Genomic DNA, 23,974 nt, shown 5'->3' on the forward strand with positions numbered 1-23,974 from the left:
GGAGCTACCTCGACTTCGGATCGAGCGCGTCGCGGATGCCGTCACCCAGCATCACGAAGGCCAGCACGGTCAGGGTGACGAAGGCGCCGGGGAACAGCAGCATGTGCGGGTCGTTCCGGAAGTAGTCCCGCGAGTCCGCGATCAGCACGCCCCACGAAAGCACCGGCGCCCGCACGCCGATGCCGAGGTAGGCCAGGGTCGCCTCGGCCCCGATGAACGCGCCGAGCGCGATGGTGGCGTACACCAGCACCGGCGCGAGGGTGTTCGGCAGCAGGTGCCGGAAGATGATCCGCGGGGTGCTCGCGCCGAGGCCGCGGGCGGCCTTGACGTAGTCGAGCTGCTTGGCCACCAGCGTCGCCGAGCGCATGATCCGCATCGCGACCGGCCAGCTCAGCACCGCGATCGAGCAGACCACCTGCACGACGATCGTGACCGCGCCGGGGCTCGACCCCGGCGCGTTGAACGTGGTCAGGATGACGATCGCGCCGAGCACGAACGGCAGGCCGGCGAAGATGTCGCCGAAGCGCGACAGCAGGCTGTCGACGATCCGGCCGTAGTAGCCGGCGAGGATGCCGATCACCGAGCCGAAGAGCACGGTCAGCGCCGTCGAGAACACGCCGACCAGCACCGACGCCCGGGTGCCGTAGATCGTGCGGACGTAGACGTCCTGGCCCTGGTTGTCGTAGCCGAACCAGGCGTCCGCGGACGGGCCTTCGTTGGCGTGCAGCAGGTCGCTGAAGCGCGGGTCGCGCGAGGCGAACAGGCCGGGCGCGATCGCGATCAGCACGATGAACAGGATGATCACCGCCGAGGCGAGCACCGCCGGCTTGCGCCGCAGCTGGCGCCACGCGTCGCTCCACAGGCTGCGGGGTTTCTGCGGGCCGCCGGCGGAATCGTCCACACGGGACAGTTCCGCCGCGTCGGCCCCGCCGCCGCCGATCAGGTTCGGGTCAGTCATAGCGGATCCTCGGGTCGAGAACGGCGTACAGCAGGTCGACGACCAGGCTCATCAGCAGGTACACCAGCACCAGCAGGACGACCACGCCGACGACCGTCGCGCTCTCCCGGTTCTGGATGCCGCGGAAGATGAGGCCGCCGAGGCCGTTGATGTTGAACACGCCTTCGGTGACGATCGCGCCGCCCATCAGGGCGCCGAGGTCGGTGCCGAGGAAGGTGAGCACCGGGATCACCGAGTTGCGCAGCAGGTGCACGAGCACGACCCGGCTCTGCGGCTGGCCCTTCGCGATCGCCGTCCGGACGTAGTCGGCGCGGCGGTTCTCGGCGATGCTCGTTCTCGCCAGCCGGGCCACGTAAGCCATGGACAGGCTGCCGAGGGCGATGCCCGGCACGATGAGCTCGCCGACGCTCGGGTTGTCCGAGACGCTCGCTTCGATCCAGCCGAGGCCGTTGGCGCCCAGGGCCAGCTGCAGCACGATCGCGGTGACGAACACCGGCAGCGAGATCAGGAACGTGGTCGAGACCAGCACGAGGTTGTCGAGGAAACCCTTGCCGCGCAGGCCGGTCAGCACACCGGCGGTCAGCCCGATGACCGCTTCGATGATCACCGCGATCACCGCCAGGCGCAGCGTGATCGGGTAGGACGTGGCGATCAGCTCGCCGACGGACGTGCCGTTGAAGGTTTCGCCCCAGTCGCCGGTGAACAGGCTCCCGAGGTACTTGAAGTACTGGACGAAGATGTTGTCGTCGAGGTGGAACTTTTCGGTCATCTGCGCGATGTAGGCCGGCGGGCAGGCGACCTGGCCGCACTTGCCGGAGAACGGGTCGCCGGGCACGGCCCAGACCAGGACGTAGATGAGGAACGTGGTGCCGAAGAACACCGGGATCAGCTGGAGCAGCCGTCGCAGGACATAGCGGGTCATGACGAGTTCCTAGTGCGCGCCGGCCGTCGTGAGTGAGAAACACTGTTCTAACCCTGTTTCTCACTCACGACGGCGTGGTGGTGGGAGCCGCAGCTACTTCTTCAGGACCTCGATGGACGGGTAGTCCGGCATGCGGCGGAAGTCCAGGGCCGCGGACTTGAGGTTCTTCGACTTCGCCGCGACACCCTTCTCGTCCCACACCGGGATCGTCGGCAGGTCCTGCGCGATCAGGTCCTCGGCCTGCTGGTACAGCTTGACCGCGGCGTCCTTGTTCGCGGTGGCGTCCGCCTGGGCGAGGATCGCGTCGACCTTCGGGTTCGAGTACGTCGAGTCGTTCGAGGACCCACCGGTCTTGAAGATCGGGTTGAGGAAGTCCTCGATGGACGGGTAGTCCGCCGACCAGTCCGACCGGCCCATGCCGGTGAGCTTGTGGCCGGTCACGATGCTGCGCCACTGCCCGAAGTCGGTGGCGGGCACGAAGTCGCACTCGACGCCGAGGGTGTTCTTGATGCTGTTGCACGCCGCGACGAGCGGTTCCTTGCGGCCACCGTCCGCGTTGGACGCGATGGTCAGCTTGCCCTGGAAGCCCGACTTCTGGAACGCCTCCTTGGCCGCCGCCGGGTCGAAGTGGCAGAACTTGCAGACGCCTTCACGCGCGCCCGGGATACCCTGCGAGATGTAGCCGTCGGCCGGCACGTAGGTGTCGTTCATGACGGTCTTGGTGATCTGCGCGCGGTCGATCGCCATCGAGATCGCCTTGCGCAGCTCGAGGTTGTTGTACCCGGGCACGTAGTACGGGATGTTGATGGTGCTGATCCCGAGCAGGTGGCCGGTGACCAGCCGGTCGCCGAGGTCGTTCTTGTACTTCCCGCCCGCGACCGCCGACGGCGGCAGCGCCTCCATGAAGTCGAGCCGCCCGCTCAGCAGGTCCTGGTAGGCGGTCTCCTGGCTGGAGTAGATCTTGATGTCGAGGTTCTTGAACTTGACCTTGTCGTCACCCTTGTAGTCGTCGAACCGGGTGAGCTTGATGTCCTGGTTGGGCGTCCGCGAGACGAACTTCAGCGGGCCGTTGCCGATCGGGTGCTGCTCGAACGCCTTGGGGTCCTTGAAGAACGAGTCCGGCAGCGGCGCGAAGGCCTGGTAGCCGACCTTGATGTCGAAGACGGAGAACGGCGCGGTGAGCGTCACCTGGAACTCGTAGTCGCCCTTCGCGACCAGCCCGGACATCTTGTCCGTGGCCGGCTTGGCGTTCTTGTCCTCGGGGTGGACGTCGGCGTAACCCTGGATGTTCGAGTAGAAGTCGGTGTTGAGCTGGCCGTTCGGGCCGTAGGCGCCGTAGTTCCAGGCGTCGATGAAGTTGTGCGCCTTCACCTCGGTGCCGTCGTGGAACTTCCAGCCCTGCTTGATCTTGATGTCGTAGACCTTGGAGTCGGTCGTGGTGATCGAGTCCGCCATCAGGTTGAAGGGCTGCGCGTCCGCGCCCTTGAAGCCGACGAGCGTGGCGAACATCGGCTGGATCGCCTTGGTGCCGCCGAGGTCGTTGATGTTGCTCGGGACCAGCGCGTTCTGCGGTTCGGTGCCGTAGACGCTGACGGTGCCGTCCGGATCCGTCCCGCCGGCGCCGGTGGAGCTGCCCGAGCCACCGCCGCACGCGGTGAGCGCGAGCGCCAGCGAGGTCATCACCACCGTGGGTCCCCAGAGCCTGCGCGAACGACGCATGATCCCCTCCATCTCCGTCTGCCCGAAAGGTGAGACGCACGCTATCGGGGGCGGTGAAGCTGATCACAGGACTGCGGTGTTGCAAATCAGTGACGACCGTCAGGACCACCTGGTTGGAGCACAACCAAGGTAGCAAACCGGATGCTCCGGACGGACCAGCGCGGACAGCTGGTCATCGCCCGCTCACCCAGGGTTCCGTTGTGGCACAAGCCCTTTGGGGCGGCCGAACGGTCGGTCAGGCGAACGAGCGGGCGCGGGGAGCCGGTCAGGCCAGCGACAGGGCGATGCCGTCGAGGATGTCGTGTTCGCTGACCACCAGTTCCGTCGGGCCGCCGCGGGCCGCGAGCTGCTCGGCGAGGGTCTGGACCACTACCGCGCCGCCGCCGATCACGTCCACGCGGCCCGGGTGGATCACCGGGTTGGCGGCGCGGGTGGCGTGGTCGCTCTGCAGCAGGTCGGTCGCCAGGCGGTCGATGTCCGCCGGGGTCAAGGTGGACAGGTGCACGCGGTCGCTGTCGTACTCGGGCAGGCCGAGCGCGATCGCCGACAGCGTGGTCACCGTGCCGGCGACCCCCACCCACGTCTTCGCGCGGGCGACGTCGACGACGTCGAACGCCTCGGTGAGGACCTTGCCGGCCAGGTCGCGGGCCGCCGCGATCTCGTCCGCGGTCGGCGGGTCGCTCTTGAGCGCGCGCTCGGTGATGCGGACGCAGCCGATGTCGACGGACTTCGCCGCGAGCACCTCGGCCTGCCGGCCGTCCCAGGTGCCGAGGACCAGCTCGGTCGAGCCGCCGCCGACGTCGGCCACCACGAACGGGCCGTCGTCCGGGTCCTGCTCCCCGACCGCGCCGGTGAAGGACAGCCGCGCTTCCTCGTCGCCGCTGATCACTTCGGCCTCGACGCCGAGGGTTTCCCGCGTCATGCGGAAGAAGTCGTCGCGGTTCTTGGCGTCGCGAGTGGCCGAAGTGGCCACCATGCGCACCTTCTCCACGCCCTTGCGCCGGGCGGCGATCGTGTAGTCGGCCAGCGCGGCCCGGGTGCGTTCGAGCGCCTCGGGGGCCAGCTCGCCGGTGGCGTCGACGCCTTGGCCGAGCCGGACGATCCGCATCTCGCGGTGCAGGTCGCGCAGGTCGACCGTGCCGTCGTGGCGCGGCGTCAGCTCGGCGACGAGCAGGCGGATGGAGTTGGTCCCACAGTCGATCGCGGCAACACGAGGCATGCGATCACCCTAACCGGCCCGGGTGCGTCAGCTCGTAGGCGTCGGCGGCGTGGTCGTGATCAGGACGACCGACGTGGGCACCGACGTGACGATCTGCCCGCACGTCGGTTCGGGCGGCGTGGTCTTCGTCGGCGTGGTGGTGTCGCCCGTGGTGTTGGTCGGGGGCGGCACGGTCGTGAAGCTCGTGATCGTCGTCGGGTCGGCCGTCGTGGTCGTCGGCGGCTTGGTGCACGACGGCGGCTCCGGGGAGGTCGGCGGCTTCGAAGTGCCCGTCGTCGTCGGCGGCGGCGAAGAAGTGGTCGTCGGAACGGGCGGCGGCGGGATCGCCGGCGGGGGCGGGGCCGCGGCCGCGTTCGGCGCGCCGATCGGCACCGTGCTGTCCGGCACCTGCAGGATCCCGTTGCGGTAGGCGTCCGCCCAGAGGATCACCGTGTTCACGTACGTGTCGGAGTTGTTGTACCGGTAGATCGCCCCGCGCAGCTGGTCGGCCTTCGCCAGGTCGAACCCGCCGGAGCAGAGGTAGCGGCCGGTGGCCAGGGCCGCGTCGAAGATGTTGTTCGGGTCGGCCTTGCCGTCGCCGTTGCCGTCGGAGGCGTACGCCCGCCAGGTCGCCGGGATGAACTGGGTCGGGCCGACCGCGCGGTCCCACACCGGGTCCGTGTCGAGCTCGCCGTGGTCGGTGTCCGGGATCGCGGCGAACCCGCCCTGGCCGTTGAGCTGGGGGCCGAGGATCGGCTCGCGGGTGGTCCCGAAGGCGTCGACGTACCCGCCGCGCGCGTGGTTGGACTCGATCCGGCCGATGCTGGCGATCAGGGCCCAGTCGATGTGGCACGCGGGCTGCTCGCGGCCCAGGATGTCGGCGGCGTCGTGGTACGCCTTGAGCGCGGTGGCCGGGATGCCGAGCGGGCCGTCGGGCAGCTCGTAGGCCGGCAGGGGCATCGGGGTGGGCGCGCCGGGCAGGGTGCCGTCGACGGCGATCTGCTGGATGGCGGCGTGGCCGGGGTCGTAGCCCTGGCCGAGCGCGGCGTCGCGGGTGTGCTCACCGCTCCCGCCGAGCCAGCCGAGCGTGCCGCCGCCGGCGACCAGCGCCGGGATCACCGCGAGGATGCCGGTGATCAGGGGGTACGCGGTGCGGTGGCGGATCCCGAACCTCCGGGTGTAGCTCCCGACTGCGTCTGGCAGCCGCCGCACACGCATGACGCAAAGCCCTCCTGGCCGGATCGGTCGCCACCCTCGGGACACAGCCTGCCGTACCCGAGGCGAGGTTTCACCCCGTCGAAAGACCCGAATCGGGGTTTTCGCTCACCCAGACCAGTTATCTGTTCACCACGCGCGAGCGTTACGCGGCGCAGTCTCCCGAGGGCCACCCGTTGGCCTTAAGCATGGCGAGCGTCTCGTCACCGAACGGATTCACGCCCGGGCCGACGGCCAGGGCGTGGGCGACGTGCACGTGCAGGCACTTGACCCGGCCGGGCATCCCGCCCGCGGTCACCTGGTGGCCGAGCGGCTCGATCGCGTCCCGCTCGGCGAGGTACGTCTCGTGCGTGCGCTGGTACTGCGCGGCGAGCTCGGGATCGGTGGTGAGCCGCTCGGTCATCTCCTTCATGATCCCGGACGCCTCGATGGTGCCGATCATCGAGTTCAGCTTCGGGCAGGTGAGGTAGTAGAGCGTCGGGAACGGCGTCCCGTTCTCCAGCCGCGGGCTGGTCTGCACCACGGAGGGATGCCCGCTCGGGCACCGCGCGGCGATCGCGCGCAGGGCCCGCGGCGGCCGTCCGAGCTGCTCCGCGATGATCTCGCGGTCGGCGTCGGTGACGGGCTCGAACCGGTGCTGCTGCGTGCTGTTCACGCGGTCCAGGTTAGAGCGTGCCCGCAGTCACCCCGAAGAGACCTGGTTCCACAGGTTCTCGTACCAGGAGCTGCCCACGGCGGGCTGCTGCCCGGCCGGCGGGGCCGCGTCCGGGGCCTTGTCCTCCGGCAGCTGGACGATGTACGGCGTCTCGCCCGGCTTGACGTACCGCAGCCGCCGCCGGGCTTCGGCCTCGATCTGCGCCGGGTCGCTCAGCTCCGCCTTGCGGCCCTGGAGCTGAGCGACCTCCTGCTGCAGCTGTGCCTGCTGCGCCTGCTGTTCGCGGACCTCGGTCCGCTGGGAGAGGTAGGTGCGCAGGGGCACGGCGATGGTGAACGCCAGCGCGCACACCACGATCGCCACCACCGCCGCGCGGCGGGTGGTGGACATGCCGAGCACCTTCGCCGCGCCCGACGCGCGCTTCGCCGCCAAGCCCCGGCGCAGCCGGGCCCTGGTGGTCTCCGCGTCGCCGGTGCGGCGCCGCGCCGCCGTCGTGCCGTCCGTGCGGGGCGACCGGGATCCCGGGCTCCCCGCACGACCGGCCTCGGGACGGCGGGTCCGCGCGGGTCCGCCGACCCGTGCTGCCCCGCCGCCGCGGCGGCCGCGCGTCCTCCCCCGGTCCGCCATCAGGCCTCGGCGGTGAACCGCGGGAAGGCCAGCTCGCCGGCGTACCGGGCGGCGTCACCGAGGGTCTCCTCGATGCGCAGCAGCTGGTTGTACTTGGCGATCCGCTCGCCGCGGGCCGGGGCGCCGGTCTTGATCTGGCCGACGCCGGTGGCGACCGCCAGGTCCGCGATGAACGTGTCCTCGGTCTCGCCCGAGCGGTGGCTCATCATCGACTTGTAGCCGAACGACGTGGCCAGCGAGATCGCGTCGAGCGTCTCGGACAGGGTGCCGATCTGGTTGACCTTCACCAGCAGCGCGTTGGCGGCGCGGCGGGTGATGCCCTCCTCCAGGCGGTCCGGGTTGGTGACGAACAGGTCGTCGCCGACGATCTGGACCTTCTCGCCGACCTCGGCGGTCAGGGTGACCCAGCCGTCCCAGTCGTCCTCGCTCAGCGGGTCCTCGATGGACACGAGCGGGTAGTCGCGCAGCAGTTCGGCGTAGTAGGCCGACATCTGCTCGGCGCTCTTCTTGCTGCCTTCGAAGGTGTACGCGCCGTCGGCGAAGAACTCCGTCGCGGCGACGTCGAGGGCCAGCGCGACATCGCGGCCCGGGGTGTAACCGGCCTTCTCGATGGCCTGCAGGATCAGGTCGAGCGCCTCGCGGTTGTTCGCCAGGTTCGGCGCGAAGCCGCCTTCGTCGCCGAGACCGGTCGAGAGGCCGCGGCCCTTCAGCACCGACTTCAGCGAGTGGTAGACCTCGGCGCCCCAGCGCAGGGCCTCGCGGAAGGTCTCCGCGCCGATCGGCGCGATCATGAACTCCTGCACGTCGACGTTGCTGTCCGCGTGCGAACCGCCGTTGAGGATGTTCAGCATCGGCACCGGCAGCACGTGCGCGTTCGGGCCGCCCAGGTAGCGGAACAGCTCCAGCTCGGCCGACTCGGCGGCGGCCTTCGCGACGGCCAGCGAGACGCCGAGGATGGCGTTCGCGCCGAGGCGGGACTTCGCCGGCGTGCCGTCGAGGTCGACCAGCTTCTGGTCGACGATCCGCTGGTCGACGGCCTCGATGCCGACCATCTCCGGGCCGATCTCGTCGAGCACCGCGGCGACCGCGCGCTCGACGCCCTTGCCGTTGTAGCGGCCGGTGTCGCCGTCACGCAGCTCGACCGCTTCGTGCTCACCGGTCGACGCCCCCGACGGGACCGCGGCCCGCGCCAGGGTGCCGTCGTCGAGAGCCACCTCCACCTCGACCGTCGGGTTGCCGCGCGAGTCCAGAATCTCGCGCGCGCCTACCTGCTCGATGAGAGCCACGCCATGCTCCTCGGTGCGTCATTCCTGCCTGCGGTAACGCGCCCAGCCTAGCCGTCGCCGCACGTCACCCGTTGGAGGACTCACCGCCCGCGCGGACCGCCTGCCAGCCCGGCGGCAGCTCGACGGTCTCGGACGTCTGCTGCCAGAACGTCCAGCTGTTTCCCCCGAGATCGGCGACGGTGAACACCCGGGCACCGTAGGGCTGATCCTGCGGCGGCTCCAGCTCGCACTCGTCCCCGAGGGCGGCCTCGACCCGCGCGTACGTTTCGTCCACGTCGTCGACGTAGACGATGTTGAGCTGGCCGACCGGCCCGTCGACGCCCTTGGCCTGCCAGTAGTCCGGCCCGACGCCGGCGAGCTGGATCCGCGCTTCGCCCGCCCGCAGCGTCGCCTGGAACACCTCGCCGGCGCCGTCGCAGAACCGGACCTCTTCGGTGAAGCCGAAGACCCTGGTCAGCCAGGCGAGCGCCGCGGTGGCGTCGGCGTAGTACAGGTAGGGCGCCAGGCCCCGGTACGGGCTGCTCATGGCGGCACAGTCCATCACGTCCCGTTCGGAGGCGTGTGCAACCCCCTCCCCCGGGGTAACGTGGGAGTGACCATGACGGACGCCGCAGCTGCTTCGCAGCCTCCCGAGGAGTCGCGGTTCCATGCCTTCCGACTGGCCGAAGACCTGGTCGGCCGCCGTCGCCCGCTGGACGCGCTGAAGGCGTTGCAGCCCCTGCTGGAATCCGAAACGGACAAGCCGTCGGTGCACCTGCTGGCCGGGCGCGCGTACTTCCACTCCGCTCAGTTGCGGCGCGCCGAGGAGGCGTTCACCCGGGTGCTGGAGCTCGACCCGACGGACCACTACGCGCGGTTCATCCTGGGCCGGACGCTGCAGCGGCTCGGCCGGTTCGTCGAGGCGCTGGCGCAGATGCGGATGGCGTCGGCGATGAACCCGGTGCCGGAGTACCTCGAGGCGATCAGCGAGGTCAAGGCCCACATCGCGCTGCGCGAACCCTGACCAGGGCCGAACGGCCCGGGACGCCTCAGCCGTTCGGCCGACCCGGCCGGGCCCCTCGACCGATGTCCCCGGCCCCCTTCTCCGGCGAAGCTGGTTCCAGACCGAACAGGGAGGAACCACGATGTCGATCTTCGTCACGCTGGGTGCGTACGCCGGACTGCTGCTGCTGGTGCTGATGGCCGTCACACCGTTCGTCGCCGACCGCGAGCTCTGAACCCGTCCAGCAGCAGATCCGCCACCTGCGCCCCGCCGACGCCGGAGCCGGGCGGGAGCATCCGCAGCGTGCCGACGATCGCCCGCGGCAACAGGTCGGCCGGCAGATCCGCCCGCAGGACGCCGAGCTCCTGGCCGCGCTCCACCAGCCCGAGCACGGCCCGCCGCATGGCCCGGATCCCGGGCGCCTGGTGCGGCCGGGGCGCCGGGTCCGTGACGAGCAGCGGATACCGCCGCACGAGCGCGGCCATCGCGACGATCAGCTCGCGCAGGCTTGCCACCGGGTCTTCCGTGTCGTCCGGGATGACGGCGGTCGCCTCGGCCGCGGCGGCTTCGAAGATCGCGCGCCGCAGCGCGTCGCGCCCGGGGTACCGCCGGTACACGGTCAGCCGCACGACGCCCGCCTCGTCGGCGATGCGCTGGATCGTGGCCCCGGGATCCTCGGCGAGGACCCGCGCGGCGGCCAGCAGGATCCGCTCGTCGTTGGCTCGCGCGTCCGCGCGTCTCGGGCTCCGCGTCACCCGGTAAGTGTTACATCCGCGGCACTTTTTCGGCTCTAGCCTCGGCGGGGAACCGAGAGGAGCTGCCCGTGAACATCATCCCGGCCGCCGACGGCCTGCTCGCCGTCAACGTCTTCACCGTGCGCCCCGAGAACCAGCAGGCCCTCATCGACTGCATCCGCGAGGCGGCCGATCCCGCCGAACTGCCGGGCCTGCTGTCGATGCACCTGCTCCGCAGCCACGACGGCACGCGCGTGATCAACCAGATGCGCTGGACCGACCAGGCGGCACTGCGCGCCGCCACCCGCGGGAACGCCGCCATCACGGCTGCCGTGCGACGGGTCGGCGAACTCGTGGAAGGCGCCGGCCCGGACCACTACGACGTCATCGCCGTCAAGGACTGACGCTCGCCTCGGCGTAGGCGTCCGCCGCGCTGAAGACGTCCTGGCCGTACGGCAGGGCCTGGTTGTAGAACAGGATCGCCCGCCACCAGCCGGCCGGGGTACCCAGGTCGTCGCCGCCGGAACACAGGAAGCGCGCCGCCGTGAAGGCCGCGTCGTCGATGTTCTGCGGGTCCGGCGTGCCGCCGTCGCCGTTCGCGCGCTCCTGGTACTTCTTCCACGTCGACGGCAGGAACTGCATCGGGCCGATCAGGTGGTCCCACGACCTGTCGCCGTCGAGTTTGCCGCCGTCGGAATCGTGCACCGCCGCGACACCCGGGGAGCCGTCGAGCGGCGGGCCGACCACCGGCGTCGCCACCCGGCCGTCCGCGCGGATCGCCGCGAGGTCGAAGCCCGCGCGCTCGGTCTCGACGCGGCCGATGCCGGCCAGGGTCGCCCACGAGAGGTGGCACGTCGGCTTCTGGCGCTGCATCCACATTTCCGCCCGGCCGTACGCCGAGAGCACGCGCGCCGGGACGTGCGTCTTGTCCGCGACGCGGGCCGCCCACGCGTCCAGCTCGGCGCGGTCGGACACCTGCGGCCGGTCGACCGGCGCGGCGAGCCCGGCCCGCGGCGCTTCGGCGCCCGGCTGCGGCCGCTGCTCGGGGATCGCGAGCGCCGGCTGGACCGGCGGCGACGCGACCGGGGCATCCGGGTTCCGGACCCCGATGGTCACCAGGAGGACCACGCCGGTGGCCACCAGGGCCAGCGCGAGGGCGATCCGGCCGACGTACCGCCTGGGCGGGCCGCCCGAAGGCGGCGACGGAGGCGTGACGGTCGGCTGAGCGGTATCGGCCACCCGAACAGGTTACGGAGCCACTCAAGGGGGGTCCCCCAGACGCCTGACCAGGCAAGCAGACGGTAAACCCAGGCCCACTGCCTGCGAAATCACAGAATTCGTTATCGAGTCGACGCGCAGGCCCCTGACCTGCGGTTACCCTAACCTAACTTCGGATTGATGCCCGGATTGTCCGGTTGCCTCGTTTCAGTCGAGCGGGCGCCCACTGGACTTACAGGTGAGCCTTACCTAAAACCATCTCGGAAGCAGAAACTCAGGGAGGCGGACCGGTGTTGTTCTCGAGCGCGCTGATCGGGCTGCGCGAAGGCCTGGAAGCCGCGCTGGTCGTCAGCATCCTGGTGGCCTTCCTGGTGAAGACCGGGCGGCGGCACGCCCTGCGCTGGGTCTGGCCCGGCGTCGGCGCCGCGGTGCTGCTGTCGGTCGCCGTCGGCGCGGTCCTCACCTACACGACCGCCCAGCTGTCCTTCGAGCACCAGGAGCTGCTCGGCGGGAGCCTGTCGATCGTCGCCGTCGTGTTCGTGACCGCGATGATCTTCTGGATGCGCAAGGCGTCGAAGAGCATCGCCGCCGAACTGCGCGGCAAGATGGACGACGCCCTGGACGTCGGCCCGGCGGCCGTGCTGCTGCTGTCGTTCCTCGCGGTCGGGCGCGAGGGCCTGGAAACCGCGGTGTTCTTCTACTCGACCGTCCAGGCCGCGCAGTCGGACACCGTGCAGCCGCTGATCGGGTTCGCCGCCGGCATCGCGGCCGCGGTCGTGCTCGCCTGGTTGCTCTACCGGGGCGCGGTGCGGTTCAACCTGGGCAGGTTCTTCACGATCACCGGCGTCCTGCTGGTGTTCGTCGCCGCGGGCGTGCTCGGCTACGGCCTCCACGACCTGCAGGAGGCCGCGTTCCTCCCGGGCATCCACACCCTGGCCTTCGACGCGTCGGGCACGCTGCCCGAGACGTCCTGGTACGGCGCCCTGCTGAAGGGCATCTTCAACTACTCGCAGCAGACGACCGTGCTCCAGGCCATCGCCTGGGTCGCCTACGTCGCCGTCGTGCTGCCGCTGTTCCTCAAGCCCAGCAAGAAGACCGCGCCGGCACCCGCCGCCGCGGCCGCCTCGAAGGAGTGACCGTGCGCAAGACCCCCTCGCTGGCCGTACTGGCCGGCGCCGCCGTGCTGGTGACGCTGGCCGCGTGCGACAGCAAGAGCGACACCGCGGGCACCGCGGCGGGCGGCCCGATCAAGGTCGCCGCGTCCGACACCGCGTGCGAGGTCTCCGCCACGACGGCGAACGCGGGCAACCTGACCTTCGAGATCACCAACAAGGGCAGCAAGGTCACCGAGTTCTACCTCTACGCCGAGGGCGACCGGATCATGGGCGAGGTCGAGAACATCGCGCCCGGGCTGAACCGGCGGCTGATCGTCGAGGTCGCCGACGCCGGCAAGTACCAGACCGCGTGCAAGCCGGGCATGGCCGGCACCGGCATCCGCGGCGACTTCACCGTCACCGGCGGCGTCGCGAAGCAGAACGACAGCAACGCCCAGAAGGCGCAGGCCACCAAGAGCTACGCGGACTACATCGCGAACAACACCTCCGCGCTGCAGGACGAGACGGTGAAGTTCGCCGACCTCGTGAAGGCCGGCAAGGTCGACGAGGCGAAGGCCGCGTACGCCCGCACCCGCACCTACTACGAGCGGATCGAGCCGGTTGCCGAGAAGTTCGGCGACCTCGACCCGGCCATCGACGTCCGCGAGGCCGACCTCGAGCCCAACCAGCAGTTCACCGGCTTCCACCGGCTGGAGAAGGACCTGTTCAAGACCGGCCTGCAGCCCGACAGCGCCCAGATCGCCGACAAGCTGGTGACCGACGTCAAGGACCTGGTCACCAAGACGAAGACCCTCGAACTGTCCGCTTTGGACCTCGCGAACGGCGCCAAGGGCCTGCTCGACGAGGTCGCGACCGGCAAGATCACCGGCGAGGAAGAAGCCTTCTCGCACACCGACCTCTGGGACTTCCAGGCCAACGTGGACGGTTCGAAGGGCGCGATCACCTCGCTGCGGCCGATCCTGCAGGCCAAGGACGCCGCTCTGGTGTCCACTTTGGACAAGGAGTTCGCGAACGTCCAGGGCCTGCTCGACAAGCAGCGCGCCGGCGACGGTTTCAAGCTCTACACCGACCTTTCCCAGGACCAGGTCAAGGAGTTCGCCTCGGCCGTCGACGCGCTGAGCGAACCGCTGAGCAAGGTTGCGGAGGTTGTGTCGAAGTGACGCCGACAGAGGGCAGGCAAGCGGAGGGCACTCGCGTCTCGCGGCGGAAGCTCTTCGGCCTGGCGGGCGCGGGTGTCGCGCTCGCCGGGGCGGGCGCGGCCGCCGGCATCGGGATCGACAAGGCGACGAGCGGCAACGCCGAGGCGTCGACGAACACCGTCGACTTCCACGGCGAACACCAGGCCGGCATCGTCACCCCGGCGCAGGCGAACCTGCACTTCGCGGCCCTCGACGTCACGACGAAGGACCGCGAGAAGCTGCGGGCCCTGCTCAAGACGTGGACCGACGCGGCCCGCCGGATGACGGCGGGCCAGGAGGTCGTGGCGAACGGCGCGGTCGGCAGCGGCGCGTACGCCCCGCCCGGCGACACCGGTGAGGCGCTCGACCTGCCGCCGTCGAACCTGACGCTCACCATCGGCTTCGGGCCGTCGCTGTTCGACGGCCGGTTCGGCCTGGCGGGCAAGCGCCCGCCGCAGCTGATCGACCTGCCGCTGTTCCCGAAGGACAAGCTCGACCCGGCCCGCAGCGGCGGCGACCTGTGCATCCAGGCCTGCGCGGACGACCCGCAGGTGGCGGTGCACGCGGTCCGCAACCTGGTGCGGCTCGGCTTCGGCGTCACCGAGGTCCGCTGGTCGCAGCTGGGGTTCGGCCGCAGTTCGTCGACGTCTCGTGAGCAGCAGACGCCGCGGAACCTGTTCGGCTTCAAGGACGGCACGAACAACATCAAGGCCGAGGAACCCGACGTGCTGGCCGACCAGGTGTGGGCCACCGCGGCCGACGGCCAGACGTGGATGGCGGGCGGCTCGTACCTGGTGGCACGCCGGATCCGGATGCACATCGAGACGTGGGACCGCGAGACCCTCGACGGCCAGGAGAAGATCATCGGCCGCACGAAGGGCACCGGTGCCCCGCTGGGCCAGACCGCGGAGTTCGACGAGCTGGACCTCGACGTCGGCGGCGCGGGCGGCGAGAAGCTGATCCCGGCGGACGCCCACGTCCGGCTGGCCTCCCACCAGGCGCTCAACGGCGTGCGGATCCTGCGCCGCGGCTACAACTTCGTCGACGGTTCCGACGGCGTCGGGCACCTCGAAGCGGGGCTGTTCTTCCTGGCGTTCAACCGCGACACCCGCAAGCAGTACGTGCCGATGCAGCAGGCGCTGTCGTCGAAGGACGCGATGATGGAGTACGTCCAGCACACCGGGTCGGCGCACTTCGCGGTTCCGCCGGGCGTGACCCGCGAGTCGAGCTGGGCGGACGCGCTGTTCTCCTGACCCCCATTTGCCTAAAGCCTTTAGGTTGCTCTACTCTGGCTTTAGGCAAACGGGAGAAGGATGATGGTTCGAGCAGGGCTGACCACGGAGCGCGTGGTCCACGCCGGCGCGGAGCTGGCCGACGAGGCGGGCTTCGACCGGCTGACGCCGTCGGAGCTGGCCCGGCGGCTCGGCGTCCAGGTCGCCAGCCTGTATTCCCACGTCAAGAACGCCCACGACCTGCGGACGAAGGTCGCGCTGCTGGCCCTCGACGAGCTCGCCGGCCGGGCCGCCGCCGCGCTCGCGGGGCGGGCCGGACGGGATGCGCTCGTCGCGTTCGCCGACGTCTACCGCGACTACGCCCGCGAGCACCCCGGCCGGTACGCCGCCGCGCAGCTGCGGCTCGATCCGGAGACCGCCGCCGCGAGCGCCGGCCCCCGGCACGCGGAAATGATGCGCGCGATCCTCCGCGGCTACGACCTGACGGGCCCGGACGAAACGCACGCCGTGCGGCTGCTGGGCAGCGTCTTCCACGGGTTCGTCAGCCTCGAAGCCCAGGGCGGGTTCGACCACAGCTCCCCCGCCGCGCCCGATAGCTGGGTCCGCATCCTCGCCGCCCTCGACACCCTCCTGCAGGATTGGCCACGGTCGTGATCGACATTCCCCTCACCGCCGAACTCGTCCGCGGTGCCCTCGAACTCGAACGCACCGCGCGCGGCCTGGCGCCGCACCGGCTGCCGGCCCGGGCACGAGCCCAGAACACGGACCCGCGGCTGGCCATGGCCGAGGCGCAGCCCGCGGGCGTGCGGCTGCGGTTCCGGACCCGGGCCGACGTCGTCGAGCTGGAGACGCTGCCGACCAAGCAGGTGTACCCCGGTGCCCCGCCGCGACCGGACGGCGTCTACGACCTGCTGGTCGACGGTGAACTCACCGCGCAGGCGAGCGTGGCCGGCGGCCGCACCCTGACCGTGGACATGGCGACCGGGACGTCCTCGCTCGCGGAAGGTTCCCCCGGCGTGGTCCGGTTCGCCGGGCTGGGCGCCCAGCCCAAGGACGTCGAGATCTGGTTGCCGCACAACGAAATCACCGAGCTGGTCGCCCTGCGCGCCGACGCGCCGGCCGAGGCCGTGCCCGGCCGGCGCGTCTGGCTGCACCACGGCAGCTCGATCAGCCACGGCTCGAACGCCGCGAGCCCCGCCACGACGTGGCCCGCGCTCGCCGCCACCGCGGCCGGCGTCGACCTGGTGAACCTCGGCTTCAGCGGCAACGCGCTGCTCGACCCGTTCACCGCGCGGGCCCTGCGCGACACCCCGGCCGACCTGGTCAGCGTCAAGCTCGGCATCAACGTGGTCAACGCCGACCTGATGCGGCTGCGCGCGTTCGGGCCCGCGGTGCACGGGTTCCTCGACACGATCCGCGACGGGCACCCGGACACCCCGCTCGTGGTCGTCTCGCCGCTGTACTGCCCGATCCACGAGCGGACGCCGGGGCCGGGCGACTTCGACCACGAGGCGCTCGCCCGGGGCGAGGTCCGGTTCCGCGCGACCGGCAACCCCGCCGACGTCGCGGCGGGCAAGCTGACGCTGGAGGTCATCCGGGCGGAGCTGGCCCGGATCGTCGCGCAACGGCAGGCGTCGGACCCCCACCTGAGCTACCTGGACGGCCGGAACCTTTACGGCAAACCGGACTTCGCGGACCTCCCGCTGCCGGACGACCTCCACCCGTGCCCGGCGGCCCACCGCCGGATCGGCGCGCGGTTCGCCTCGCTGGTGCTTGACTTCAAGGGAACTTGAAGTTCGACACTTCGTGAATGTTCACCGAAGCAGAGATCGCCTACCTCGCCGCCCAGCGGATCGGCCGCCTCGCGACCCAGCAGCCGAACGGGACCCTCCAGGTGAATCCGGTCGGTTTCCGGTACAACCCGGACGAGAAGAGCATCGACGTGACCGGGCGCAAGCTGCGCGACAGCAGGAAGTACCGCAACGTCGAGGCGAACGGCCGGGTCGCGTTCGTCGTCGACGACGTCCCCTCGACGAACCCGTGGCGGGTGCGGTGCCTGGAGATCCGGGGCCACGCCGAAGCGCTGGTCGGCGTCGACTTCCCGGAGAAGCACTACGAGCACGTCCCGAAGGACCACTTCGACGACGCCCTGATCCGCATCCGCCCGGAACGCATCCTCGCCTTCGGGGTCGAGGCCTGGGACCAGGACCCCTACGAACTGGTGCTGAACATCCGCAACGTCTGACCGGGGATCAACGGCGGCCGCCCCAGCCGGTGTAGGCCACCGCGCCCGTCACCGCCAGGACCACCGCGGTCCAGGTGGCGGCCGCCGTTCCCGGGGGCTGCAGCAGCCACGCCGCGACCCGGCTCGCCGTCGAAGCGTCGTCCGGGACGAACGGGCTGATCGCGCACCAGGCCAGCGGCAGCGTCCAGCCGAAGTGCCCGCCGGCCGCCGTGACGGCGAGACCGGCCAGCCCCGCCAAACCGGCGGCGTCACGCACGACGACCGTCAGTGCGACCGTGGACGAGCCCAGTTCCTGCACGCCCAGCACCAGCGCACCGGCCGCGACGGCGAGCAGCGCCAGGTGCGCGAACCGCCGGACCGGCCACGGCCGGGCGGCGATCCGGTCGAGGTCGGCGTCCTGGCCGCTGAGCCCGGTCGCCGTCACCGCGACCCCGGCGGTCAGGGCCAGCGAGGCCAGGATCGCGTTCCAGGAGTCCCGGCCCGGGAGCCACACCACGGCCGTCACGGCGAGCAGGGCGGCGAAGGCGGCCGGCACCTGCCGCGACCGCGCGTACAACGTCAGACCTCTCATCGGAGGGCTCCCGGCACCAGCGTGTCGAGCGGATCGCCCTGGCAGGTCAGCAGCACCTGGCGCAGGGCGACGATCCGCGCGAACCGGACGTCGCCGGGCAGGGCACGGAACTTCTCCCACGCCTGCTCGACCGGGCCGAGCTGAGCTTTGAACCATCGACCGGCGTATTCGGGCAGCAGTTTCAGCTCACCGGTGAAGGAGGCCGCCGCGATCATCCGGGCACCCGTGTCGGACACGCTGGGGGTGCTCGGCCGTTCGCAGGACGGCACCCCAGCCCCGGAGAGCACCGCGACGCGCAGGTCGGCGGCGTCCGCGGTGAGCAGTTCGTCGTTGCGCTGGAAGTCGAGGTAGACGACGTCCGGGTCGCGCCGGGCGGGCTCGGTGACCGAGTCCGGCGCAACCTGTTCCTCGACCCGCGTCGGTGCTCCGGGCACCTTCGCCAGCATGGCGAGCGCTTCGCGGGCCGGGCCGGCCAGCGCGGCCAGCCGGTCGCGGTGGAGTTCCGCCACGCAGACGGGCCCGTCGCAGACCTTCCGGGCGGCGTGGCTGTCGGCGGCGAAGGCCGCTTCGGGAACCGCGGGGAACAGCGGCAGCGCGACGGCGACCCCGGCGACGAGCGGAAGCAGCCCCAGCAGCCGCGCCCGCGTGGAACCGGCCGACAGCAACAGGAACGCGGTGACGGCGAGGCCGCCGAACCACACGGCCTGCCCGACGTCGAGCGACCCGGCGGTGGTCACCATGGACCCGCGTGGCTCGGCGAGCGCGGGAGCGAGCGGGCCGAGCCGCCGCGGCAGGACGGCGTCCAGATCCGGTTCGAGCGACATCCAGCAGAGGGTGGTCCCGACGAGGGCCAGCACGGCGAGGCCGGGCGCGGTGAGCGGGTGCGGGAGCAGCCGTCCGACGGCCATCCCCGCCCAGCCCCCGGCCACGACGCCGAGCACCCCGACCAGCAGGACGGGGACGAAGGCGGGCGAAACGAAACCGCGGTGGGCGAGGACTTCACCGAGGCCGACCCCGAAGACGAGCAGGTAGGCCAGCGCGGTGAGCGCCCCGACGGCGCCGGCGAGCCGCAGGGCCCGCTGCCAGGGCGGGCGCGGGGTGGTGGCGAGCAGTTCGGTCATGCCGGACCGGCTGTCGCGCATGCCCTGGATCGCCCCGGCCCCGACCACGACGGGCCAGAGGAACTGGAGAAGGAACCGCACCCAGAGGGCGGTCGTGGTGGTCTGCGCGGTCCACGGGGCGGGGATCTTCCACCAGGGGCCGGTGAGCAGGAAGAGGAAGCCGAGCGCGAAGGCGAGCAGGGCGAGCGCGGCCCAAGGCGCGATGGAGCGCCGGAGTTCGATGCGGAAGATCACCACGACCTCCCGCCCCGCTCGTGGTTCAGCAGCGCCGAATAGCCCCGCTCGATCGGGCTGTCGCCCACGTCTTCCGGGGTGCCCGCCTCGGCCAGCTGCCCCGGCGTCCCCTGGAACACGAGCTTGCCCTCGGCGAACAGCACCACGTCCTGGCACGCCGTCGCCACGTCTTCGACCAGGTGCGTCGAGATCAGCACGCACGAGTCGCGGCCCAGCTGCTGGACCAGCTCGCGGAACCGGACCCGCTGGGCCGGGTCCAACCCCGCCGTCGGCTCGTCGAGCAGGAGGATCTCCGGGTCGTTGACGATCGCCTGGGCGATGCCCACCCGGCGGATCATGCCGCCGGACAGCGTCTTCAGGCGGTCGTCCGCGCGGTCGGCCAGGCCCACCCGCTCCACCGCGCGCTGGACCGCGCCGGGAATGTCCTCTTTGGACATTTCCTTCAGCCAGGCCAGGTACTCGACGAACTCGCGGACCGTGAACCGCTTGTAGTACCCGAAGTTCTGCGGCAGGTACCCGATCCGGCGCCGCAGCTCACGCCGTCCCGACGACGCGCCGGCCGGGGTGCCGAGGAGCGTCAGCCGGCCCGAAGCCGGGCTGAGCACCGTGGCCAGGGCCCGGATCAGCGTCGTCTTGCCGGCGCCGTTCGGGCCGAGCAGCCCGTGGACGCCCTTGCCGAGGGACAGGTCCAGCCCGTCCACGGCCATCTTCCGCCGCCCCACCCGCACCTTCAGCCCTTCCGCCTGGATCTCCCAGGCGTACTTCGCCGGTGCGACCTCGACGGTCCCCACTGCCCGCATGCTTCCTCCCTAGTGACGTGCGCCGAGCCGGGTGAACGCCGACCCGCGCAGGACGACGACCGCCGTGGTCACCGCGAAGATCCCCGCCCACACCGGCAGCGCGCCGGTGCCGAGCGCAAACGCCTGCCGGGCGAACGACGGCAGGACGACGACCGCCAGCCAGGCGGCGACCAGCGCGTACGCCGCCCGGGTGATCCCGGTCAGCCCGCCGAGCGCGAGCGTGCCGGTGGTGCAGGCCAGGCTCGGCAGCAGCCAGAGCGCCGGCGCGGTGCCGGTCAGCCACCCGGCGACCGCCAGCCCCGGCAGGACGACGGCGAGCACCGCCACCGTCCGCCGGACGACCAGGTAGAGCCCCGCCCGCGGGGTCGCGGTGACGACCTCGTAGGCGGGGTCGAGCCCCCGCGCCCACGACGCCGCGACGCCGAGCACCGGCAGCACCGGGGCGAACAACTGCACCGTCGTGACGTCGAGGGTCACGCGCCACACCTGGTCCAGCAGCAGCGCGACCGCCGTGACCGCCACGATCATGGCCAGCCACGGCGCCATCGCCGGCGTCACCCAGGTACCGAGCCACCGGCGGTGGCGGCGTGGGCTGGGTGGGTGCGGGGGCAGCCCGGCCGACAGCCGCGACCAGACGAGGTCCACGACGGGCCGGACGGGCGCCACCTCGGCGAGCCGCGCCCGGCACACCGCGCACGCCTCGAGGTGGGCTTCGAGGCCCCACAGTTCGTCACCCGGGAGGTCACCACCGGCCACGTACGCGGCGATGAGCCGGTCCGGCGCGTGGTTCATGACAGTGCCTCCCGCATCGCGATCCGCGCCCGCCGGGCCCGGGTCTTGACGGTCCCTTCCGGCAGCCCCAGCAGCACGGCGGTCTCGCGGACGCTCAGCCCGTCGAGCACCATCGCCTGCAGCACCGCCCGCAGCTCCGGGGCGAGGTCGCGCAGCGCGACCCCGACCTCGTCGCCGATCGTCGCCGAGAGCAGCTCGTCCTCGGCGGCCGCCACCGGGGCGACGTCGAGCACCACCTCCGGCGGCGGCTGCGCGTGGTGCGCCCGGCGCCGGAACGCGTCGACCAGGCGGCGCGCGGCGATCGTCCACAGCCAGCCGACCGCGCTCCCGCCCGTCGCCGCCCCGGCGAACGATCCCGCGGCCCGCCACACCGCCAGGAACGTCTCCTGCATGACCTCGGCGACGATCTGCTCGTCCGCGCACCGGCGGCGCAGGCGCACGGCGAGCCACGGCGACGTGCGGCGGTAGAGCTCCTCGAACGCCGCGCGGTCGCCCCGGGCCGTGCGCCGGACGAGGTGCTCCTCGTCCGCGTCCTCCAGCGACGTCTGCTTCACACCAGGCAAGACGCCGGGTGCCCGCGAACGGTTCTCACCCGATTGTGCGCTGCGTCACACCGGGCGCGTCGGCCAGAACTTCCGCCAGCCGTCCGCCTCCAGGGTCGTCGGCTCGAGCCCGGCGTCGCGGGCGGCCTGCTCGGCGGCCCGGATGTCCTTCGCGAACTGCTTCGCCAGCGCCCGCAGCTCGACCTCGGGATCGGCACCCGCGCGGCGCGCCGTGGCCGCGATGCGGAACAGCTGGGCGGCGGCCGCGGTCCCTTCGGGGAAGAGGTCGAGCGGGATGCCCGCGCGCCCGGAACGCTGCCCCAGCTTGCCCGCCAGCGCGACCGCCGGCTGGCCGAGCGCCACGCCGTCCACAATGGACCGACGCTGCTTTTCGTGCTGCTTCAGCTCTTCCCACCGGACGTTCTGGTGCTCGACCGTCTGCACGCCGCCGTCGCCGGCGAAGACGTTCGGGTGCCGCCCGACCAGCTTCGCGACCAGCGCCGTGGCGACGTCGTCGATGCCGAACGGGTCGCCGGTGTCCTCGGCCGCGATGCGCGCGTGGAAGAGCACCTGCAGCAGGACGTCGCCGAGCTCTTCGCGCAGCGCCTCGCGGTCGCCTTCTTCGATGGCGTCGAGCAGTTCGTAGGTTTCCTCGACCAGGTACTGCCGCAGCGAGTCGTGGGTCTGCACCGCGTCCCACGGGCAGCCGCCCGGCGAGCGGAGCCGGTCCATCACCTCGGCGGCCTCGACCAGCGGCGGCACCGGCGTCTCGATGACCTCCGCGCCGGTCGCGATCAGCAGCGCCGCCGCCGGCTCGTCCCGGGACCCGGCGAGCAGCACGACGTCGACCAGCGAAGGTGCCTCGGTGACGGGCGGGACGCCGAACGCGGCCGGATCGACGTCCGTGGCCGCGTAGACGGCGTCGGAGTCACGCAGGAGCTTGAGCGCCGCGCCCGGCAGCGTCGTCCCGCGGACGACTACGACGACACCCGCGCTCACTGCTGGGTACGACCGGAACCACCCGGGGACAGCACGATGCCCTGCGCGGCGCCCTCGTTCGGCACGACGGTCATGGCGACGACGTCCCACACGCCGTACCGCTTGTTGATGCGCACGCCGAGTTCGTCGAACAGCGGCTGCGCCTGCCGCATCCCGGCCGCGGTCTTCGTGGCGGCGTCGAGGTCCGGGGCCTGCTCGGTGGCGACGGGCTTGTCGGTGCGCTGCCGGACCACGCCGACGAACCAGGCGCCCTGGTTGTTCGGGAACGGGAAGACCACGGTCGAGCCGACCGGCGAACCGAAGAGCGGCCCGGCGGCCAGCGCACCGGCCTGGGCCGCGGGCAGCGCCTCGCCGACGCCGGCGAGCGGCGGGATCGATTCGGCGCTCTGCCCCATCTGGGTGGCCCGCTGCCGCAGCGCGGCCAGGTACTGGACATCGGCGCCGATCCGCTTGGTCGCGGCGGCGGGGTCGGCGGCGAACTGCTTGGCGAGGTCGAAGGCGGCGGTCTTCGCGGCGGGCCCCTCGACCGAGGAGCCGGTGGTGGCGTCCGGCACCAGGCCGATGGAGGTGTAGTCGAAGGTGACCGAGGAGTTCGGTACGGCCTTGTCGGCCAGCGCCTGCGCCAGGAAGGTGTCGGTCAGTTCCTCGCGGTGGTCACGCGTGCGGGCGACGACCTGGCTGACCGCCTGGGCCTCGTTGCTCGCGTCCGCGGGAACCTGGCCGTTCAGCGGGTCCTTCGCCAGCTGGGCGTCGATCTGCGCGTAGTTGGGCGTGATGCCCTGCTTTTCGGCGGCCCGGGTGACGAGCTCGTGCAGGACCAGCTGGCTGACGACGGCCCGCCCGACGACGTCGAGCTTGTGCTCACCGGCCAGTTTCTGCGCGTACGGCTGCTCGCGGACGGCTTTGGTGATGAGGTCCTGGACCTGGTCGATGGAGATCGTGTGGTCCCCGATGACGGCGGCGGCACCGACCTGGCTGGGGCCCGACCCGCACCCGGCGAGCAGAAGAGCACCGGCAACGACCCCGACCAGCGCGCGAGGGCGCCCGATGATCCGCATCACAGCGCATACCCTCTCACACCATCGCCCCCGAAACGCAACACCCATGGGGTCGTGGCGGCGGTAATGTCGACATATGGACCATTGGCTGACCATCGAGGTGTTTGACGGGGAGCATTCGGCTTCGCAGTGGCGCCTGGCTCAAGGGGACGCCCTCACCGAAGCGGCGCTGACGAACGGCGCCGAGCAGTGGGTTTGGCACGAGCACCGCTGGGGTGTGGTGCTGGAGATCGAGTTCGCGACGGAGGAGCGGCGGGACGCGTTCCGCGCGTTGCCGGTCGTGACGGCGGCGCTCGACGCGGTCCCGGACCCGGCGCGGGGGCTGCTGGTGTATCCGGGACGGGGCGGGGGCTCGGGATCGCGGATGCCCCGGAAGCCCCGGCCGTTGCCGATGGCGGGGGCCGGAGCGGTTCCGGTGCCCGTGGAGTCGGTGCGGATGGGGCTGGCGGAGGCGCTGCCCCCGATGTTCAGCGAAGTCGGCTGAGGCCAGTCGTGAGTGGTAAGGCGTTTCGGTGTACGGGTACTCCGCGGCCTCTTCCGGGGTCGGCAGCGCGATCGGGCGGCCGCGGCGGA

General features: G+C 71.6%; 27 protein-coding genes. 9 read left to right on the top strand and 18 right to left on the bottom strand.

Annotated elements, in window-relative coordinates; all coding sequences use genetic code 11:
* Window positions 1-4: 4 nt before the first annotated feature.
* The 9 genes from AB0J55_RS40565 to AB0J55_RS40605 all read right to left on the bottom strand — a co-directional run bounded on the left by AB0J55_RS40565 (window position 5) and on the right by AB0J55_RS40605 (window position 9,106).
* Window positions 5-958 (bottom strand): ABC transporter permease, encoded by a 954-nt coding sequence (locus AB0J55_RS40565; protein WP_364261593.1) that lies wholly within the window; start codon window positions 956-958, stop codon window positions 5-7.
* On the bottom strand, window positions 951-1,880 hold the full coding sequence (locus tag AB0J55_RS40570) for an ABC transporter permease (protein WP_364261596.1): 930 nt from the start codon (window positions 1,878-1,880) through the stop codon (window positions 951-953). The genes AB0J55_RS40565 and AB0J55_RS40570 overlap by 8 nt, the downstream gene beginning before the upstream one ends.
* A 93-nt stretch (window positions 1,881-1,973) precedes the next feature.
* The gene (locus tag AB0J55_RS40575) at window positions 1,974-3,599 is read right to left on the bottom strand and encodes an ABC transporter substrate-binding protein (RefSeq protein WP_364261599.1); all 1,626 of its coding nucleotides are present in this window, start codon (window positions 3,597-3,599) and stop codon (window positions 1,974-1,976) included.
* Window positions 3,600-3,864: 265 nt separating this feature from the next.
* A complete protein-coding gene (locus tag AB0J55_RS40580; RefSeq protein WP_364261601.1) occupies window positions 3,865-4,818 on the bottom strand; it encodes a Ppx/GppA phosphatase family protein in 954 nt (317 codons plus the stop codon).
* 27 nt (window positions 4,819-4,845) lie between these two features.
* Entirely contained in the window at window positions 4,846-6,015 is a 1,170-nt protein-coding gene (locus tag AB0J55_RS40585; RefSeq protein WP_364261604.1) for a lytic transglycosylase domain-containing protein, read from the bottom strand.
* A gap of 142 nt (window positions 6,016-6,157) precedes the next feature.
* The gene (locus tag AB0J55_RS40590; RefSeq protein WP_364261607.1) at window positions 6,158-6,667 is read right to left on the bottom strand and encodes a DUF501 domain-containing protein; all 510 of its coding nucleotides are present in this window, start codon (window positions 6,665-6,667) and stop codon (window positions 6,158-6,160) included.
* A gap of 27 nt (window positions 6,668-6,694) precedes the next feature.
* Window positions 6,695-7,057, bottom strand: a complete 363-nt coding sequence (locus tag AB0J55_RS40595) for a septum formation initiator family protein (RefSeq protein ID WP_364261684.1) — start codon at window positions 7,055-7,057, stop codon at window positions 6,695-6,697.
* A 236-nt stretch (window positions 7,058-7,293) separates the two neighbouring features.
* A complete protein-coding gene (gene eno / locus AB0J55_RS40600) occupies window positions 7,294-8,580 on the bottom strand; it encodes a phosphopyruvate hydratase (RefSeq protein WP_364261610.1) in 1,287 nt (428 codons plus the stop codon).
* Between the two features lie 64 nt (window positions 8,581-8,644).
* Window positions 8,645-9,106 carry a VOC family protein gene (locus tag AB0J55_RS40605; protein ID WP_364261613.1) on the bottom strand — a complete coding sequence of 154 codons (462 nt, stop codon included), beginning with the start codon at window positions 9,104-9,106 and terminating at the stop codon, window positions 8,645-8,647.
* A gap of 72 nt (window positions 9,107-9,178) precedes the next feature.
* On the opposite strand from AB0J55_RS40605, the gene AB0J55_RS40610 reads away from it, so the two are divergent.
* On the top strand, window positions 9,179-9,583 hold the full coding sequence (locus tag AB0J55_RS40610) for a tetratricopeptide repeat protein (protein ID WP_364261616.1): 405 nt from the start codon (window positions 9,179-9,181) through the stop codon (window positions 9,581-9,583).
* A gap of 182 nt (window positions 9,584-9,765) precedes the next feature.
* Here AB0J55_RS40610 and AB0J55_RS40615 read toward each other — a convergent pair whose 3' ends face one another.
* Window positions 9,766-10,317 carry a TetR/AcrR family transcriptional regulator gene (locus AB0J55_RS40615; RefSeq protein WP_364261619.1) on the bottom strand — a complete coding sequence of 184 codons (552 nt, stop codon included), beginning with the start codon at window positions 10,315-10,317 and terminating at the stop codon, window positions 9,766-9,768.
* A gap of 68 nt (window positions 10,318-10,385) precedes the next feature.
* Between AB0J55_RS40615 and AB0J55_RS40620 the strand changes: the two genes are divergently transcribed.
* A complete protein-coding gene (locus AB0J55_RS40620) occupies window positions 10,386-10,700 on the top strand; it encodes an antibiotic biosynthesis monooxygenase family protein (protein ID WP_364261622.1) in 315 nt (104 codons plus the stop codon).
* Here AB0J55_RS40620 and AB0J55_RS40625 read toward each other — a convergent pair.
* The gene (locus AB0J55_RS40625) at window positions 10,690-11,436 is read right to left on the bottom strand and encodes a murein transglycosylase (RefSeq protein ID WP_364261687.1); all 747 of its coding nucleotides are present in this window, start codon (window positions 11,434-11,436) and stop codon (window positions 10,690-10,692) included. The two genes, AB0J55_RS40620 and AB0J55_RS40625, sit on opposite strands and share 11 nt — an antisense overlap.
* A gap of 368 nt (window positions 11,437-11,804) precedes the next feature.
* Between AB0J55_RS40625 and efeU the strand changes: the two genes are divergently transcribed.
* The 6 genes from efeU (at window position 11,805) to AB0J55_RS40655 (ending at window position 17,284) form a co-directional block, all read left to right on the top strand.
* Window positions 11,805-12,650, top strand: a complete 846-nt coding sequence (efeU, locus tag AB0J55_RS40630) for an iron uptake transporter permease EfeU (RefSeq protein ID WP_364261625.1) — start codon at window positions 11,805-11,807, stop codon at window positions 12,648-12,650.
* A complete protein-coding gene (gene efeO / locus AB0J55_RS40635) occupies window positions 12,647-13,789 on the top strand; it encodes an iron uptake system protein EfeO (RefSeq protein WP_364261628.1) in 1,143 nt (380 codons plus the stop codon). The genes efeU and efeO overlap by 4 nt, the downstream gene beginning before the upstream one ends.
* A complete protein-coding gene (gene efeB / locus AB0J55_RS40640) occupies window positions 13,786-15,060 on the top strand; it encodes an iron uptake transporter deferrochelatase/peroxidase subunit (RefSeq protein ID WP_364261631.1) in 1,275 nt (424 codons plus the stop codon). The genes efeO and efeB overlap by 4 nt, the downstream gene beginning before the upstream one ends.
* 63 nt (window positions 15,061-15,123) lie before the next feature.
* Entirely contained in the window at window positions 15,124-15,693 is a 570-nt protein-coding gene (locus AB0J55_RS40645) for a WHG domain-containing protein (protein ID WP_364261690.1), read from the top strand.
* On the top strand, window positions 15,690-16,832 hold the full coding sequence (locus AB0J55_RS40650; protein ID WP_364261633.1) for a GDSL-type esterase/lipase family protein: 1,143 nt from the start codon (window positions 15,690-15,692) through the stop codon (window positions 16,830-16,832). The genes AB0J55_RS40645 and AB0J55_RS40650 overlap by 4 nt, the downstream gene beginning before the upstream one ends.
* A 17-nt stretch (window positions 16,833-16,849) precedes the next feature.
* A complete protein-coding gene (locus tag AB0J55_RS40655; protein WP_364261636.1) occupies window positions 16,850-17,284 on the top strand; it encodes a PPOX class F420-dependent oxidoreductase in 435 nt (144 codons plus the stop codon).
* Between the two features lie 7 nt (window positions 17,285-17,291).
* On the opposite strand, the gene AB0J55_RS40660 is transcribed toward AB0J55_RS40655, so the two are convergent.
* The 7 genes from AB0J55_RS40660 to AB0J55_RS40690 are packed head-to-tail and all read right to left on the bottom strand — an operon-like array spanning window position 17,292 to window position 23,401.
* Window positions 17,292-17,855 carry a hypothetical protein gene (locus AB0J55_RS40660; RefSeq protein WP_364261639.1) on the bottom strand — a complete coding sequence of 188 codons (564 nt, stop codon included), beginning with the start codon at window positions 17,853-17,855 and terminating at the stop codon, window positions 17,292-17,294.
* A complete protein-coding gene (locus AB0J55_RS40665; RefSeq protein ID WP_364261642.1) occupies window positions 17,852-19,210 on the bottom strand; it encodes a hypothetical protein in 1,359 nt (452 codons plus the stop codon). The genes AB0J55_RS40660 and AB0J55_RS40665 overlap by 4 nt, the downstream gene beginning before the upstream one ends.
* Window positions 19,207-20,010, bottom strand: coding sequence for an ABC transporter ATP-binding protein (locus AB0J55_RS40670; RefSeq protein ID WP_364261645.1), 804 nt, complete (start codon window positions 20,008-20,010; stop codon window positions 19,207-19,209). The genes AB0J55_RS40665 and AB0J55_RS40670 overlap by 4 nt, the downstream gene beginning before the upstream one ends.
* 9 nt (window positions 20,011-20,019) lie before the next feature.
* Window positions 20,020-20,802 carry a zf-HC2 domain-containing protein gene (locus tag AB0J55_RS40675; RefSeq protein WP_364261648.1) on the bottom strand — a complete coding sequence of 261 codons (783 nt, stop codon included), beginning with the start codon at window positions 20,800-20,802 and terminating at the stop codon, window positions 20,020-20,022.
* Window positions 20,799-21,356, bottom strand: coding sequence for a sigma-70 family RNA polymerase sigma factor (locus AB0J55_RS40680; RefSeq protein WP_364261651.1), 558 nt, complete (start codon window positions 21,354-21,356; stop codon window positions 20,799-20,801). Before AB0J55_RS40680 ends, AB0J55_RS40675 begins: the two co-directional genes overlap by 4 nt.
* A 54-nt stretch (window positions 21,357-21,410) precedes the next feature.
* Window positions 21,411-22,343, bottom strand: a complete 933-nt coding sequence (locus AB0J55_RS40685) for a MazG family protein (protein ID WP_364261654.1) — start codon at window positions 22,341-22,343, stop codon at window positions 21,411-21,413.
* The gene (locus tag AB0J55_RS40690) at window positions 22,340-23,401 is read right to left on the bottom strand and encodes a SurA N-terminal domain-containing protein (RefSeq protein WP_364261657.1); all 1,062 of its coding nucleotides are present in this window, start codon (window positions 23,399-23,401) and stop codon (window positions 22,340-22,342) included. The genes AB0J55_RS40685 and AB0J55_RS40690 overlap by 4 nt, the downstream gene beginning before the upstream one ends.
* 76 nt (window positions 23,402-23,477) lie before the next feature.
* Here AB0J55_RS40690 and AB0J55_RS40695 point away from each other — a divergent pair, with 76 nt between their 5' ends.
* A complete protein-coding gene (locus AB0J55_RS40695) occupies window positions 23,478-23,885 on the top strand; it encodes a hypothetical protein (RefSeq protein ID WP_364261660.1) in 408 nt (135 codons plus the stop codon).
* The last annotated feature ends 89 nt before the right edge of the window (window positions 23,886-23,974 follow it).

This window comes from Amycolatopsis sp. NPDC049688 (assembly GCF_040674975.1).
Lineage (GTDB): Bacteria > Actinomycetota > Actinomycetes > Mycobacteriales > Pseudonocardiaceae > Amycolatopsis.

Excerpts from the sequence above, each read along its gene's own strand:
- AB0J55_RS40660 (WP_364261639.1), bottom strand. The coding sequence starts at position 17,855 with ATGAGAGGTCTGACGTTGTACGCGCGGTCGCGGCAGGTGCCGGCCGCC.
- AB0J55_RS40670 (WP_364261645.1), bottom strand. The coding sequence starts at position 20,010 with ATGCGGGCAGTGGGGACCGTCGAGGTCGCACCGGCGAAGTACGCCTGG.
- AB0J55_RS40675 (WP_364261648.1), bottom strand. The coding sequence starts at position 20,802 with ATGAACCACGCGCCGGACCGGCTCATCGCCGCGTACGTGGCCGGTGGT.
- AB0J55_RS40690 (WP_364261657.1), bottom strand. The coding sequence starts at position 23,401 with ATGCGGATCATCGGGCGCCCTCGCGCGCTGGTCGGGGTCGTTGCCGGT.
- AB0J55_RS40610 (WP_364261616.1), top strand. The coding sequence starts at position 9,179 with ATGACGGACGCCGCAGCTGCTTCGCAGCCTCCCGAGGAGTCGCGGTTC.
- AB0J55_RS40575 (WP_364261599.1), bottom strand. The coding sequence starts at position 3,599 with ATGCGTCGTTCGCGCAGGCTCTGGGGACCCACGGTGGTGATGACCTCG.
- AB0J55_RS40585 (WP_364261604.1), bottom strand. The coding sequence starts at position 6,015 with ATGCGTGTGCGGCGGCTGCCAGACGCAGTCGGGAGCTACACCCGGAGG.
- AB0J55_RS40645 (WP_364261690.1), top strand. The coding sequence starts at position 15,124 with ATGGTTCGAGCAGGGCTGACCACGGAGCGCGTGGTCCACGCCGGCGCG.
- AB0J55_RS40605 (WP_364261613.1), bottom strand. The coding sequence starts at position 9,106 with ATGAGCAGCCCGTACCGGGGCCTGGCGCCCTACCTGTACTACGCCGAC.
- AB0J55_RS40580 (WP_364261601.1), bottom strand. The coding sequence starts at position 4,818 with ATGCCTCGTGTTGCCGCGATCGACTGTGGGACCAACTCCATCCGCCTG.
- AB0J55_RS40655 (WP_364261636.1), top strand. The coding sequence starts at position 16,850 with ATGTTCACCGAAGCAGAGATCGCCTACCTCGCCGCCCAGCGGATCGGC.
- AB0J55_RS40695 (WP_364261660.1), top strand. The coding sequence starts at position 23,478 with ATGGACCATTGGCTGACCATCGAGGTGTTTGACGGGGAGCATTCGGCT.
- AB0J55_RS40570 (WP_364261596.1), bottom strand. The coding sequence starts at position 1,880 with ATGACCCGCTATGTCCTGCGACGGCTGCTCCAGCTGATCCCGGTGTTC.
- AB0J55_RS40565 (WP_364261593.1), bottom strand. The coding sequence starts at position 958 with ATGACTGACCCGAACCTGATCGGCGGCGGCGGGGCCGACGCGGCGGAA.
- AB0J55_RS40595 (WP_364261684.1), bottom strand. The coding sequence starts at position 7,057 with ATGTCCACCACCCGCCGCGCGGCGGTGGTGGCGATCGTGGTGTGCGCG.